The sequence below is a fragment of the Cerasicoccus maritimus genome, from assembly GCA_031296935.1.
GTDB classification, from domain to species: Bacteria; Verrucomicrobiota; Verrucomicrobiia; order Opitutales; family Cerasicoccaceae; genus Cerasicoccus; species Cerasicoccus maritimus.
The window spans coordinates 47,286-61,108 of record JAVDPD010000002.1 but is presented as its reverse complement, the minus strand read 5'-3'; the positions used below and the strand labels follow the sequence as shown (position 1 = coordinate 61,108).

The following is a 13,823-nucleotide window of genomic DNA, read 5'->3' as shown; positions in this document are numbered from 1 at the left end:
AGGACGACGAAAAAGTTTACTCTACCGTAATGATGTCCACGCGGCGGTCCTGAGCGGTTGCTGCGCTGCCCTTGGTGGCACCTTGGTCGGCCTGAAGTTCGCCCATGGCGAGAACTTCCACGCGGCCGCCGTTGATGCCGAGTTGCTCAAGGTAGGTCTTTACACTGTTGGCGCGACGGTCGCTGAGGCCGTTGTTATACTCCGAAGTGCCGATAGCGTCCGTGTGGCCTTCCGCAATGATGCGGGCGCCGGGATTGCTGCGGAGGTAATCAGCTGCAGCGTCGACCTTGGCGCGCTCCGCGGAGGGAATGCTGTATTGGTCGAAGCCAAAATAAATGGAGTCCATCACGTTTTGCGGGCCATTCATACCATCACCCATACCGCCATTAAGGCCAGCACCGCGCTCTACCAAGCCGGTTTCGTCCGTCGCGTTCCAAGCGCCGCCGGTGTAGGAGTTGCCGCCATTGGCAATGTCGTATTCATTGATTACGTCTTGGTCGGCTGGACGATTTGGCGGGCCCATGACAGTGTCATCAGGCTTGGGTTCGGTGTCGGAACAACCGGAAAAAACGAGAGCTGCGAATAAAGATACAAAGGCGAAGTTGAAAACGCGGGACATACCGCCATAGTTTTGCAGGCCTAATACTAGGCGCAAGTCATTTCCATGTTATCTGAAAAAAAACCCGCGATCGCCCCCACCTTGTTCCTCGTCGACAACGGCTCGCTGCGCGCAGAAGCGATTCACGCCCTCCGCCGCACAGCGGATAACCTGACCTCGCGCCTTGGCCAACTCGTCTGGCCGGTGTCCGTGCTGCACTCAAGCAAGATCCCGCCCGAGCAACTCGACGGGCACCCCGCAGAAACGTTCATCCCCGCCCTACGCCGACGCCTCCATGCCGGCGAACGCCATTTTCGCGTTCTGCCGTATTTCATTGGCCCCAGCCGCGCGCTGAGCAGCTACCTGCCAGAGCGCATCGCCAAGCTACGCGCCGAGAACCCCGAATGGGCCGATTTCCAACTCGAAATAGCCCCACCGCTCTTCGACGCCGACGCCCAAGGCTACCGTATTGCCCGCGCCCTCGTCGAGCGCATCGACTCCACCATTGCCCGCCATCAGCTGAAGAAGCCGGCGGTCATCGTCGTCGACCACGGTAGCCCCGAGCCCAAGGTAACCGATGTCCGCAATGTGATCGGCGCACAGGTCCAGCGATTACTGGGCGCTCGCTGCGGCGCGTTCTCCGTCGCTTCGATGGAGCGTCGCGATGGCCCCGAATATGATTACAACGAACCACTCCTTGAGCGCACACTGCGTAAGCCAGAGTTTGCGGGGGATGTCGTTGTGGCTCTGTTATTCCTCGGGCCGGGCAAACACGCAGGCGACGGTGGCGACATTGCGCAAATCTGCGCCAGCGCCGAATCCGACATCCCCGGCCTTCACTGCTTCCGCACCGACACCCTCGGCGCCCACCCCCTCATCGAAGACATCCTCTCCAGCGTCCCGTTGGACCGTTAGATTTGCGCATTGCGCAAATGGATCGCGAATTTCCACATTCGCTACTCCAACGATCAAGTCAGCAAAAAAACGCGCCCCAATCGGAACGCGTTTTCAAAAGGTAATTGCCCATCAGCATTTGCCCACTGGGCAAATCCACCGGTGCAGCGGGACGCTGCTTAGGCGGTTTGTTGGGGGGTGCGGACCATGCCTTCGACGAGGCCATGCTGAATCGCAAAGCGGGTCAGGCTGGCAACATCGTGCAGATCGAGCTTCTTCATCAAATTGGTGCGATGGTTTTCCGCCGTCTTCACACTGATGCTGAGCTTTTGCGCGACTTCCTTGGTGCTGTAGCTCTCGGCGATGAGCTGAAGGATTTCGCGTTCGCGGGCAGTGAGGACTTCGACGCCCTTTTTAGCATTGGCGCTCGGGTTGAGCACAGCTTCGCGCAGCATTTGGGCGACTTCCGGGCCAAAGTAACTACCGCCGTTGGCAACGATATCAATACCCTTGCGAAGCTCGGAAAGCGGAGCTGATTTCTCCACGAAGCCATGAGCGCCAGCTTGAAGGAGCTCGCGAACGAGGGATGGGTTCTGATAGCCGGAGAAGACGAGTACGCGGCTGTTGCGGAGCTGCTTGGCAATACGGCGCAGAACTTCCGCGCCATTGAGCCCCGGGAGCATGATGTCCAGAACGATAAAATCTGGCTTCTGCTCCAGGCAAATGTTAAGCGCTTCCTGGCCTTCGCCGGATTCGGCGATCACTTCAAAGCCGGGCGTAGAGCGGATAATATCCGCGATCATCTCGCGCACGGCGGTTTGGTCTTCAATAATGGCTACTGTCTTCATGCCGTAAAATGTCTTGTTGGTTAAGTGATTAAGAAACTAATGAAGTCGAAACTTCCATTGCGGAGATATGAAAAATATAACTCATAATCTAACAATATGGAAAGGTAAAACATCCAAATTTCCAATCAATTCGGCCCTAATATAAGCTTTTTGACGCTTTTTTCGTAAAACTGGCCCCACAAAGTGATTTCTTCGCCAATACAGACCAACAAAGGCTCCCCAGAAACTGCACTCAAGAAATCACCTGACAAAGAATTGAGGCGTTCCACTGGGGCCAAATGGCATAGCGCTCCACTCTCAAATAAATCCGTTTTCGATCACAGCCACGACGCTATGAATAGAGTGATTCCCCCGCCCGTATACCACTAAACAAGTTGGAGTTGCCACCCCCATCATGGTCTCTACTGTTGCACCCCGATGATTCCTCAGCGTGATCAGCCGTGGTTTGAATTTCAGCTCGTGCAGCCTGATGGCAGCGAGTTCGTGGAGTCCTTGCCCGCGGAAACTATTCGCGAGGCCTTGGAAAAAATGCGCCGCATCTATCCGCATGCACGTTTGACGCTGACTCGCCAATTTAAGAAGGACCACCTTTTCGAGCCCGGCAGCCCCTCCTACTCCAAGCCGAAGCCTAAACCACAACCGACAACACAGGCCCAAAGCAGCCAACGAACCGCCACACCACCTCCCCAGCCTAAGAGCACTCCCGCGACTCAAGATTTTCACACCATCTTTAAACTACCAGCCGACGCCGACTTCCGCGCCGTCAAAAAGGCCTATCTCGACGCCCTCAAGCGCTACCACCCTGACCGCGTAGCCGACCTCGGCGAAGAGCTCGTCGAGCTGGCCGAGCAAAAGACCCGCGAATACAACGAGGCCTTCAAAGCCGCCAAGGCGCATTTTAAAAAGTAGCTTCGCCCAAAGCCTCTTGCCTCTCCGCTCATTTTTGCAGTGCAAAAATCAATGGATGCAACGGCACGTTGCCCAAAATAATTGGATGCAACGGCACGTTGCCGGCACGTTGCCCTTGACCTAGAGCGCGCGCCCGCGAAGATGCACGCCATGAAGTTGGTTTGCCTGGACTTGGAAGGGGTGCTTATACCCGAGATTTGGAAGGCCGTTGCCGAGCGCACAAAGGTCGACGCCTTGCTGCGCACCACCCGCGACGAGCCCGACTACGACGTGCTGATGAACTACCGGCTCGACATCCTGGCCAAGCACGACATTCGCCTGCCACTCATCCAGGAAGTCATCGGCGGGCTCACCCCCCTCCCCGGCGCCCAGGAATTCATGCAATGGCTCATGGCAGAGACCCGCGTGATCATCCTCAGCGACACGTTCGCCCAGTTCGCCGCCCCGCTGATGGCGCAGCTCGGCAACCCGACCCTCTTCTGCCATGAGCTCGTCATCGACCCCGAAGGCCGCGTAACCGGCTACCAACTTCGTCAGGACGACCAAAAGCGCAAAGCCGTCCACGCCCTGCAAGGCCTCAATTTCGAGATCATCGCCGCCGGCGATTCCTACAACGACCTCACGATGCTCCGCTCCGCAAACCAGGGCATCCTCTACTGCCCGAGCGAGCAATTCGCCGCCGAAAACAGCGACCTCCCCGTCTGCACCGACCACGACCAGCTCAAGGCGCTCCTGCAGAAGCTGCTGGCGGAGTAAGCGGCAAGGCTGCCAATGGCGATCTTTGTCCACATTTTTGCGGCAGATGATCGTGCCATGATCGCCAAGAATGGCATCAAGGTGGTCAGGGCGAAGTGGAGAAAAATGAATGGGGTCTTCCTAAGCCCTGTAACTGAGAATTATTACAATACTCATCAGTGGAAGCGGGAGCTGAAGAGGATCCAAAACATCCCCAAACTAGCTGTTCGCATCCGAATTCCAGATGAAGAACGTGTTTTTATCGGTCGCTACAATGAAGAGCAAATCGAAGTATCCGCTAGCGAAGCGATCAAAATTTCCATTGAGCACGCCTCACCCGGAGGGCTGGAAGTCATCCTTCCCCGCTCGGTAAAACCGAAGGAGCTACTCAAGTTTTATAAACCCAATGACAATGTAGGCTGGAGATTTTTCCCCGAGTCACATTCAAGAAAACCTTGCGGCTGCGAATACTGCCAGAGAGGCGAACCATATTCGCAGCGGCTAAGGGTTGATTAAATTTAAAAGGCCGCATTATATCTGTCCTCTTTTGACGATCAGGCTTACGAATCCCAAAGAACCATGCCCAAGACGACTAAAGACCAAGGCCGTTACGCCGCGCGCGGCGTTTCCAGCAGCAAGAAAGAAGTTCACGCCACCGTGGACAACCTCGACCGCGGGCTCTTCCCGGGCGCGTTCTGCAAGATCACCGAGGACTACCTGACCGGCAACAAGAAGAAGTGCAACGTCATCCACAGCGATGGCAGCGGCACGAAGTCCAACGTCGCCTACCTGCACTATCAGGAGACCGGCGACGCGTCCGTTTTCCGCGGCATCGCGCAGGACAGCATCGTCATGAATGTGGACGACCTGCTCTGCGTCGGCGTGACCGACGGCGTGCTGCTCTCCAGCACCGTCAACCGCAATGCCCGTCGCTTCCCCGGCGCCGCGCTCGCGGAGCTCATTCAGGGCACGGAAGATTTTCTCGGCACACTGCGCGAGTTTGGCTTCGGCATCCAAAGCGGCGGCGGTGAAACTGCCGACGTCGGCGACCTCGTCGGCACCGTGACCGTTGACTCCTGCGCGACCGCCGTCATGAAGCGTGACGACGTCATCACGGGCGACAAGATCAAGCCCGGCCTGGCGATCATTGGCATCAGCTCCGCCGGCCAGTGCAATTACGAGTCCGCGCCCAACAGCGGCATCGGCAGCAACGGCCTGACCAGCGCACGCCACGACCTACTCTGCCCCTACTACCGCGAAAAATATCCCGAAACTTACGACGCCACGACCGACAAAGAACTCGTTTACTGCGGCCCTTACAAGCTCGAGGACGAGCTGCCCAACGCTGGCGGCATGACCGTCGGCGAGGCCCTACTCTCCCCCACCCGCACCTACGCGCCCGTCGTCGCCAAGCTGCTCAAGGAATTTCCAGAAGACATCCGCGGCCTCGTCCACTGCTCCGGTGGCGGTCAGACCAAGTGCCTGCGCTTCGGCAAGAAGGTCCACTTCGTGAAGGACAACCTCATGCCGCTGCCGCCGATTTTCACGGCGATCCAAAAGGCCAGCAAGTCCACGTGGAAGGAAATGTATCAGGTTTACAACATGGGGCACCGCCTCGAAGTCTTCGTCCCGAAGAGCAAGGTCAAGAAGGTCCTCGCCGCGATCGAAAGCTTTGGCCTCGACGCCCAGCAAATCGGCCATACCGAGAAGTCCGAAAAGCCCGGCGGCCAAAACCACCTGACTCTTTTTCACGGCAAACGCGCCCTCAAATACGCCCTCTAGGCAGCGTCCCGCTGCACCGTCGGATGCGTTGCATCCGGATTTGCCCATTGGGCAAATGACCTATCCAACTGAAAGAGGTAGGGACGGTTGCCCTCAACCGTCCGCGCTGCCCCAACGCTTCAGGCTATCATCCTGAGGTAGCGCAGGCGCTTTGAACATTTCACACAGTCCGTTGTCTGTTAAAAGGAGATGTCTGCACCCAAACGAACCAACGTGCTCGGCACCGCGCTGCAATGCTGCTGCCAAGACCCGATGACCGGTTTTTACCGCGACGGCTATTGCCGCACCGGCCCCGGTGACGAAGGCTTGCACACCGTCTGCGCCGAGATGACCGCTGAGTTTCTCGACTTTTCCCGCCGCACTGGCAACGACCTCTCCACTCCCTATCCGGAGTTTGGCTTTCCCGGCCTTGAGCCCGGCGACCGCTGGTGCCTCTGCGTGACCCGTTGGGCCGAGGCGCTCACAGCGGGTGTGGCACCACCCGTAATCCTCGAAGCTTGCCACAACTCCGCCTTGGAGTTCGTCGATCTGGATCAGCTCAAAGCTCACGCCCTAGAGCGCGAGACCTGAGTTGAAAGCCAAAGCGTCACTTCACCCGGCGACCGGAAATCTTCTTCAGGCCAATCACCATCGTCAGCGTGTCAACCTTGCCCTTCTGGTCGTTGAAAATAATGCGCACATCGCCAGTGGCGTAAGCAAACTCGTTCGTGCCGGTCGGATACACGCGGTAGCTCGGCTGCCCGGGAATCTGCGCGTAGAGCTTGCCGCCGTCGTTGGTGATGACCAGTTCGGCGTCCGGCCCCACCTTATAAGTGCCCAGGTATTTCTTAAGTTGCTTCACCGGGCGGATGCCACTGGGCGGAGGCTTGGGCAAGGGGAATTGCTCGGGATCGAGGACGTAGAAAGCCACGTCGTCAAGCTGCTGCGCCGAGTTGGTCAGGATCACGCAAGCAGTGCGCGTGTTTGGGTTAAATCCAAGAAACGCCGCGTAGCCGCCGGTTTTACCACTTTGCCAATAGACAGGCTGCATCGACTTCTGCGTCATGTGCCAACCGTAGCAAACGCTGGTGTTTGGCATCGAGGTGCGGATATATACATTCTGCGTCATGGCGAGCGCGCGCTTGTCGTCGGCGTCGAGCTTGACCATGCCCATGTTCGCGGCGGCAAAGCGCAGCAAATCGCGGGCAGATGAATAAAGCCCGCCGCCGCCAGCCATCGCGTCCCAATGCCAGTTGGGGACGACTTGTTTGCCGTTGTGCCCGGGCACCATCTTGGCTGGATCGAGCGTGGCCGAGGTTTCCTTGAGCGCGAGCGGGCGCGTCACGTAGGTCTCAATCACCTCTTCAAAAGACTTGTTGGTGCGCAGGGTCAGCACGTCGCCCAGCAGGCCATAGCCGAGCATGGAATTCTGATATTCCTGGCCCGGCGGAATCGTCATACCGAGCACGGTGATCGCGATGTAGAGATCGAGCTGGGAGTAGTCGGCAAACGGGTCGTTCACGTTCTCGGGCTGCAAGTTGGGCGGATTGTGCGGCAGTCCGCTGGTGTGCGTGGCCAGGTGCATGAGCAGCAGTGGCATGTTCATGAAGCGCGGCACCTTGACCTCCTTCGGGGTGAAGGCGTTGACCGGCTGCGCCCACGTCAACTGGCGCTTCACCACGAGCTCCGACGCCGCCGTCGCGGTGAAGGCCTGGGTGACGGCGCCGATTTCAAACACATCTTCCGGCTTAGGCGCGCGGGCGTCCGTCGCCGAAACCTCCCCTGCGGTGTAGTAATTTTCGCCCGAGAGATCGAGCACCCCGACGATGATGGACTGGTTTAAATCGCGGTCCACCAGCGCATCGATGTAGTCCTGCACCCGCTGGGGTTCGAATTGCTGAGCCGACAAAGCAGGCGCGCAGAACGTCAGGATTGCGGAAAAAATCAACAACGGGGAAATAGTCTTTTCTGAAAGCACGGAACGGGTGTAGCGTAGCCCGCGATGGAAATCAAACTCAAGTCGCCGCTCGATATGCACCTGCACCTCCGCGAAGGGGAGATGCTCAAGACCGTCGCCCCGCTGACCTCACAGCATTTCTCGGGCGCCATCATCATGCCCAACCTGGTGCCGCCGGTCGACAACCTCGACCGCCTGCTCGCCTACCGCGAGGAGATTTTGGCCGCGACCAAGGGCGACGCATTCGAGCCCTTCATGACGCTCTTCTTCCGCGCCTACACACGCGCAGAGCTGGAGGCCGCCATGCCGCACATCACCGCGATCAAGCTCTACCCGGCCGGCATTACGACCAATTCCGAAGGCGGCGTGAAGGAGCTGGCCGACGCCGAGGCGACCATGTCGCTCATGGAAGAGCTCGGCATTCCGCTGCTCGTTCACGGCGAAACCAACGGCTTCGTCATGGACCGCGAGCGCGAGTTTTTAACAGTTTACGAACAGATCGCGACGAAGTTTCCGAAGCTGAAAATCGTCATGGAGCACATCACCACCGCGCACGCCGTGGCCCTGCTCGATAAATTTGAGAACCTCCACGCAACCGTCACTGCGCACCACCTGATCATCACGCTCGACGACGTGGCCGGCGGCATGCTCAACCCCCACCTGTTCTGCAAGCCCATCGCGAAACGCCCCGAAGACCGCGATGCGCTGCTCAACGCCGCGCTCACCGCGCACCCGAAGCTCAGTCTCGGCACCGACAGCGCCCCCCACCCTCAGCACAAAAAGGAATGCTGCGGCTGCGCGGCCGGCGTCTTCACCGCGCCGATCACCCTGCCGCTCATGGCCGACCTCTTTGCCAAGCACGACGCGCTGGACAAGCTCCAGGCTTTCGTGTCCGACAACGCGCACCGCATCTACGGCGTCACCCCGCCGGAAAAGATCATGACCCTGCGCGACGAGCCCATGACGATCCCCGAGAAATACGGCGACGTCGTCCCCATGTGGGCCGGCCAGCAGCTCGGCTGGAGCGTAGTTTAAACTACGTCTTACAGTCTTAAACAAAAAGCGCCGGCTGCTCAGCTTGGCGCTTTTTTAGTTCCTCACTTAGAGATCGTCGGCGATGGTATCCACCTTCTTGTCGATGCTGTCGGCGGTGCTGTCGATGTCGTTTTGCTTGCGGTCGAGCGGGTCGCTGATGCCGGTGTCCTCTTCCAGCTCACCGACTACGGGGCCGGTTTGCGACTCGCGTTTTTTCGCTGCGCGGGCGGCGGCGACGGGCCAAGTTTCACAGCCCACTAGGCTGATGATCAGGAAAAAAGAAGCGGCAGGAATGAGCCAACGTTTCATCGTAGCAATTACTTGTAGAAGTCCCAAACCATGGGGATCACGAACACGCTGACAATGAAATAAAGCAGATTCAGCGGGATGCCCACCTTGGCGAAGTCAGAGAACCGGTAGCCGCCAACGCTGTAAACGTAGGTGTTTGTCTGGTAGCCAATCGGCGTCGCGAAGCTGGCCGACGCCGCCACGCAAACCGCGATCGCAAACGGACGCGGGTCCACGCCAAGCGCCAAACCAATGCTGATCGCCACCGGCGCCATGAGCACCACCGTGGCGTTGTTCGAGAGAAACTCCGTGCAAATGCTCCCCGCCAAATAAACCACGGCCAACATCAGGAACGGCCTCATCGGCTCGGGCACATGCGTGGACAGGCCGACAATTTGCTCCACGGCCAAGCCCGTCGCACCGCTGACCTCCAACGCTTCTCCGAGCGCGAGCATGCCATAAATCAACATCAGGATGCGCCACTCCACGGAGGCGTAGGCGTCCTTGGGCTTGACAATGCCCATTGTCATAATCACCGCCATGACAAAGATTGAGCCCACCACGATCGGCACGTTGAGGAAGCTCACCGCAGCCACCATCGCCACCACCATGCCGACCACCAGCGGCAGCCATTTGCGTAGACTGTTCGCCGAAACCGGCGGCTTGTCGAGCAGCATGATGTCGTCGCTGCTGCGCAATTTTTCAATGGCCTGATCGGTGCCCATCATCAGCAGCGTATCGCCGAAATCGAGGGGCAAGGTTTCCAGGCGGTCGCGCACGTTGTGCCCGTGGCGGTGGATTGCCAGGATGATCATGCGGTAGCGCTGGCGGAAGTTGATCTCGCGGATATTCTTGCCCGTGATGCTCGACTTCGGGCCGATGACGCCTTCGACAATCGCGCCTTGGTGCGCGGCAATTTGCTCCAGGTCCAAGCCCTTCTCATGCACAAAATCCACCTCCCCGGAGGCCTGCGCTTCGGCGATGCCCGACGGGCGGCAAGACAGCACCAGACGGTCGCCTTCCTCAAATTTGGTTTTGCGGATATCTCCATCCACGGCCACGCCGTCGCGGATGATTTCCAGCAGGCGAATGCCCCGCGCACGCTTGAGCGAGGACTCGCCAAAGCTCTGCCCGATCAGCTCGGACTTTGGGCGCACAAAGGCTTCAGTAATGAACTCACGACGCTCTTCTTCGGAGAGAATGGCGGTCAGCGTTTCGCGCACTGGCAGGAGCTTCGGCCCGAAGATGACCAGAAACGCCGTTGCGATAAACACCAGGGGCAAGCCAACTGACGCCAGTTCAAACATCCCCAGCGGCGCCATACCCGCCGAGCGCAGCTCACCGCTCATCAGGATGTTCGTGCTGGTGCCCATCAGCGTGCAAACACCTCCAAAGATCGAGGCGTAGGAAAGCGGGATCAGCAGCTTCGAAGCCGGTGTCTTCATCTTACGCGCCAGGCCAATGACGACAGGGAGGAAGACCACCACCACTGGCGTGTTGTTCATAAACGCCGACACGAAGGCGATGGAGAGAATCATCACCACCATAAACATACGCAGCGGCAGCTTCGTCAGGCGGCCTAAAGCCTCGGCCAGCAGCTCAATCGCACCGACTTTTTCCAGCGCCAAGCTAATAATAAACATCGCGGCAATCGTCAGCGGCGCGGAGTTGGCGAACACCTGGATCAGTGCATCCTTGTCCGGCAGGCGACTCGAGCCCGACGCCATGCCAACAATCAGCAAGATCGCGAACACGAGAATAGCCGTCACGTCGACCGGCAGCTTCTCTTTCACGAAGCTGACGATGGCGAAGACGAGCAACACCAACACGAATGTAATTTCCCAAGTCACTTAAGCAGAATATGATGGCCAAACAAACCTCCCATCATGCGCCCAGAATGCCGCTGCGCAACTGCGAATTACCACACCGTTTGAGTCAATCGGTCGATCAATTGACGTTGATCAATGCGACTTGTTCGGTCTGGTTTGGTTTTCAATTTTTTGAAAGTCTTCGTTTAGATCAGAAAGACCAGAGAACTCGAAACTGTGGAATGTCTCATTCAGATCTTTAAGTGCAGTATCAACTGCTTCAATTTTTTCTTTGGCCGTCTCATTGTTTCCTTCTCTGAGGTCCGAATTGATCGATTCTGTGGCTTTAATCAGAGGGCATAGGATGCCTGCTTTAAATTTCGCTTCATCTATTTCTCTGGTAATGTTGGTGATCTTTCGAAGCCCGAACCCAGCAGCAAGAGATGTTGCTACAAATGTTAATGCGACTGCTTTGAAAGTATTCATTATTTTACCGAACAACATTTTGTGGTTCGCCATCCAAGAAGGCCCGAATGTTGTTCAAAGTAATGTCGAGCAAGGTTTGGCGGGCCGGCATGCTGCTCCACGCCACATGCGGCGTGATCAGGCAGTTCGGCGCGCCCAGCAAGGGATTGTCCACCGCCATCGGCTCCTTGGAAACCACGTCCAGCGCGGCGCCGGCAATGACGCCATTTTTCAACGCCTCAACCAACGCGGTTTCGTCGATCAAGCCACCGCGCGCGGTGTTAACCAAATAAGCGGTGTCTTTCATCATCGCCAGACGCTCGCGATTAACGAGACCGGTGTTTTCCGGAGTCTGCGGGCAGTGGAGAGAGATCACATCCGACTGGGCAAAAACTTCGTCAAGGTCCGCCCAAGCAAAGCCTTCATCCCATTCCGGCGCACCCTTCCGGCTACGCGTGTAGGCGATGACGTTGGCACCCAGGGCACGGACCTGCTCGCCGACTCGGCGGCCGATCTCGCCCCAGCCAACGAAGCCCACCGTCGCGCCTTCGAGCTGCACGAGCGGCTTTTTCCAATAGCAGAATCCCTCGCTGTTCACCCAGTCGCCCACGTGAACGCTTTGGCTGTGCAAACCGACGTTGTTGCAGAGCTCCAGAATCAGCGCCAGCGTGTGCTGCGCGACGGACTGCGTGCTGTAGCTCGGCCCATTGCAAACCGTCACCCCTTGCGCCTTGGCGACGGCGGTGTCGATGATGTTGTAGCCCGTGGCCAAGACGCTGATCAGCTTAAGCTCCGGCAGCGCCTGGAGCGTTTCCGCGCTGAAGGGCACCTTGTTGGTCAGCACAATCTGGGCGCCGGCGCAGCGTTCCACGATCGTGCTTGCCGCGGTGTGCTCGTGGATGACGAGCTCGCCAAATTGACGCAACGCGCGCCAGGGTTGTTCGTCTTCAAAATAGAAAGTTCCAGCATCGAGGATGACGATCTTCATGCCACACAGGTTAGGTCGAAAGCGGCACGGTCCAAGACCTAAGTCTGGCCATCCGCGCAAAAGCATGTCAAAACGCCCCAACTTTTGCACACACGTCACTATGCTGGAGCGCTGCTTTAAACTACAGGCCGAGGGAACCACCGTAAACCGCGAAGTCCTCGCGGGGCTGACCACCTTTGCGGCCATGGCCTACATCCTGGTCGTCAACCCGATCATCCTGCACGCTGGCGGCAAGACCGGCCTCGAGCTGGCGGGGCTGATCAGCGTGACCGCGCTGGCCGCTGCCCTGGGCTGCTTCCTAATGGCCGCGCTGACGAATTATCCGATTGCGCAGGCGCCCGGCATGGGCATCAACAGCTACTTCGCGAGCGTGGTGGTGGTCGGCATGGGCGTCCCGTGGGAAGGCGCGCTGGCGATGGTGTTTTGGAACGGCATCATCTTCCTGATCCTGTCCATCTCTGGCATTCGCAAGGCGATCATCCAAAGCCTGCCCAACTGCATGCAGATCGGCATTCAATGCGGCATCGGGTTCTTCATCGCCTTCATCGGCCTGAAGAACGCCAACATCATCGTCGACAATCCCTTCACCCTTGTCAGCGAAGGCGACATACTGAAACCGGCACCACTGATGGCACTGGGCGGGTTGCTCATCATGAGCGCGTTAACAGTCCGCAAGTTCCCTGGCGCGATCATCGTGACCATCATTTTGCTGACCATCCTCGGGCTCCTGATCCCCAGCGGCGATGGCACGATCACTGAAAAGCCGGATGGCTTTTTCGGCCTACCCGCCAGCATGGGCCAGACCTTCCTCGCACTGGATTGGCTCTACCCATTCCGCCACTGGCAAACCGCGCTGCCCGTGGTCATCACGCTGCTGATCATCGACCTGTTTGACTCTCTGGGAACGCTGATTGGCCTCGGGCGCCAGAGCGGCTTGATGAATGAAAAAGGCGAAATGCCGCGCCTCAATCGCGCCCTGACGGCTGACGCCCTGGCCACCATTGGCGGCGCCCTGTTCGGGACATCCACCACCACCGCCTACATCGAGTCCGCGACGGGCATTGAGGCCGGCGGACGCACCGGCCTGACGTCCGTTGTCGTCGGCTGCTGCTTCTTGCTCGCGCTGTTTTTCACGCCGGTTCTGACCATCGTCCCCGCAGCGGCAACCGCGCCCGCGCTCATCATGGTGGGCCTCTTCATGGCGCAGGGCCTCAAACACATCAACTACCGTGACCTGCTCGAAGTCGCCCCGGCAATCCTCACAGCGCTGCTGATTCCACTCAGCTTCAGCATCACGCACGGCATCATGGCGGGGATTATCTTTTACGTGCTCCTCATGGCGCTCGTCGGCCGCGCCCGCGAAGTAACCATTGGCGCATGGCTCATTGCGGCCGTTTTTGTTGGTTTTGCGCTGCTCTAAAGGCGATTTCTGGCGGATTTTCGATACAACCTGATAAACAACGACTTGCAGATTTCGATCCAATTAAAACGATACTTTTATGCACTTTCACTAGAGCATAAAGTCACTTTTCATGGC

Annotated in this window: 15 protein-coding genes; 8 read left to right on the top strand and 7 right to left on the bottom strand. The window is 58.2% G+C overall.

The genetic code is table 11. From position 1 onward, the window contains the following. Positions 1 to 16: 16 nt before the first annotated feature. Positions 17 to 619, bottom strand: coding sequence for an OmpA family protein (locus RBB62_RS00795; RefSeq protein ID WP_309396047.1), 603 nt, complete (start codon positions 617 to 619; stop codon positions 17 to 19). A 45-nt stretch (positions 620 to 664) separates the two neighbouring features. Between RBB62_RS00795 and RBB62_RS00790 the strand changes: the two genes are divergently transcribed. Beyond that, positions 665 to 1,513, top strand: coding sequence for a sirohydrochlorin chelatase (locus RBB62_RS00790; RefSeq protein WP_309396046.1), 849 nt, complete (start codon positions 665 to 667; stop codon positions 1,511 to 1,513). A gap of 158 nt (positions 1,514 to 1,671) precedes the next feature. Here RBB62_RS00790 and RBB62_RS00785 read toward each other — a convergent pair whose 3' ends face one another. Continuing rightward, positions 1,672 to 2,340: a response regulator gene (locus tag RBB62_RS00785; RefSeq protein ID WP_269540651.1), complete on the bottom strand. Its 669-nt coding sequence runs from the start codon at positions 2,338 to 2,340 to the stop codon at positions 1,672 to 1,674. A gap of 417 nt (positions 2,341 to 2,757) precedes the next feature. On the opposite strand from RBB62_RS00785, the gene RBB62_RS00780 reads away from it, so the two are divergent. The 5 genes from RBB62_RS00780 (at position 2,758) to RBB62_RS00760 (ending at position 6,336) form a co-directional block, all read left to right on the top strand. Then, positions 2,758 to 3,249: a J domain-containing protein gene (locus RBB62_RS00780; RefSeq protein WP_309396044.1), complete on the top strand. Its 492-nt coding sequence runs from the start codon at positions 2,758 to 2,760 to the stop codon at positions 3,247 to 3,249. Positions 3,250 to 3,399: 150 nt separating this feature from the next. Beyond that, complete coding sequence (thrH, locus tag RBB62_RS00775) at positions 3,400 to 4,005, top strand: bifunctional phosphoserine phosphatase/homoserine phosphotransferase ThrH (RefSeq protein WP_309396043.1); 606 nt, start codon at positions 3,400 to 3,402, stop codon at positions 4,003 to 4,005. 15 nt (positions 4,006 to 4,020) lie between these two features. Then, a complete protein-coding gene (locus RBB62_RS00770; RefSeq protein ID WP_309396042.1) occupies positions 4,021 to 4,500 on the top strand; it encodes a hypothetical protein in 480 nt (159 codons plus the stop codon). Between the two features lie 63 nt (positions 4,501 to 4,563). After that, the gene (locus RBB62_RS00765; RefSeq protein WP_309396041.1) at positions 4,564 to 5,766 is read left to right on the top strand and encodes an AIR synthase-related protein; all 1,203 of its coding nucleotides are present in this window, start codon (positions 4,564 to 4,566) and stop codon (positions 5,764 to 5,766) included. Positions 5,767 to 5,955: 189 nt separating this feature from the next. Next, a complete protein-coding gene (locus tag RBB62_RS00760; protein ID WP_309396040.1) occupies positions 5,956 to 6,336 on the top strand; it encodes a DUF2237 family protein in 381 nt (126 codons plus the stop codon). 16 nt (positions 6,337 to 6,352) lie between these two features. On the opposite strand, the gene RBB62_RS00755 is transcribed toward RBB62_RS00760, so the two are convergent. After that, on the bottom strand, positions 6,353 to 7,693 hold the full coding sequence (locus tag RBB62_RS00755; RefSeq protein WP_309396039.1) for a serine hydrolase: 1,341 nt from the start codon (positions 7,691 to 7,693) through the stop codon (positions 6,353 to 6,355). A gap of 54 nt (positions 7,694 to 7,747) precedes the next feature. On the opposite strand from RBB62_RS00755, the gene pyrC reads away from it, so the two are divergent. Beyond that, complete coding sequence (gene pyrC, locus RBB62_RS00750) at positions 7,748 to 8,737, top strand: dihydroorotase (RefSeq protein WP_309396038.1); 990 nt, start codon at positions 7,748 to 7,750, stop codon at positions 8,735 to 8,737. 66 nt (positions 8,738 to 8,803) lie between these two features. Here pyrC and RBB62_RS00745 read toward each other — a convergent pair whose 3' ends face one another. From RBB62_RS00745 to RBB62_RS00730, 4 genes are all read right to left on the bottom strand, one after another. Then, positions 8,804 to 9,046: a hypothetical protein gene (locus RBB62_RS00745; protein WP_309396036.1), complete on the bottom strand. Its 243-nt coding sequence runs from the start codon at positions 9,044 to 9,046 to the stop codon at positions 8,804 to 8,806. Positions 9,047 to 9,054: 8 nt separating this feature from the next. Continuing rightward, positions 9,055 to 10,875 (bottom strand): SLC13 family permease, encoded by a 1,821-nt coding sequence (locus RBB62_RS00740; protein WP_309396034.1) that lies wholly within the window; start codon positions 10,873 to 10,875, stop codon positions 9,055 to 9,057. A gap of 111 nt (positions 10,876 to 10,986) precedes the next feature. Beyond that, positions 10,987 to 11,319: a hypothetical protein gene (locus RBB62_RS00735; RefSeq protein WP_309396032.1), complete on the bottom strand. Its 333-nt coding sequence runs from the start codon at positions 11,317 to 11,319 to the stop codon at positions 10,987 to 10,989. Between the two features lie 4 nt (positions 11,320 to 11,323). Then, positions 11,324 to 12,286 carry a D-2-hydroxyacid dehydrogenase gene (locus RBB62_RS00730; protein ID WP_309396030.1) on the bottom strand — a complete coding sequence of 321 codons (963 nt, stop codon included), beginning with the start codon at positions 12,284 to 12,286 and terminating at the stop codon, positions 11,324 to 11,326. A gap of 64 nt (positions 12,287 to 12,350) precedes the next feature. On the opposite strand from RBB62_RS00730, the gene RBB62_RS00725 reads away from it, so the two are divergent. Then, positions 12,351 to 13,706: an NCS2 family permease gene (locus tag RBB62_RS00725; protein WP_309396028.1), complete on the top strand. Its 1,356-nt coding sequence runs from the start codon at positions 12,351 to 12,353 to the stop codon at positions 13,704 to 13,706. Positions 13,707 to 13,823: the final 117 nt, after the last annotated feature.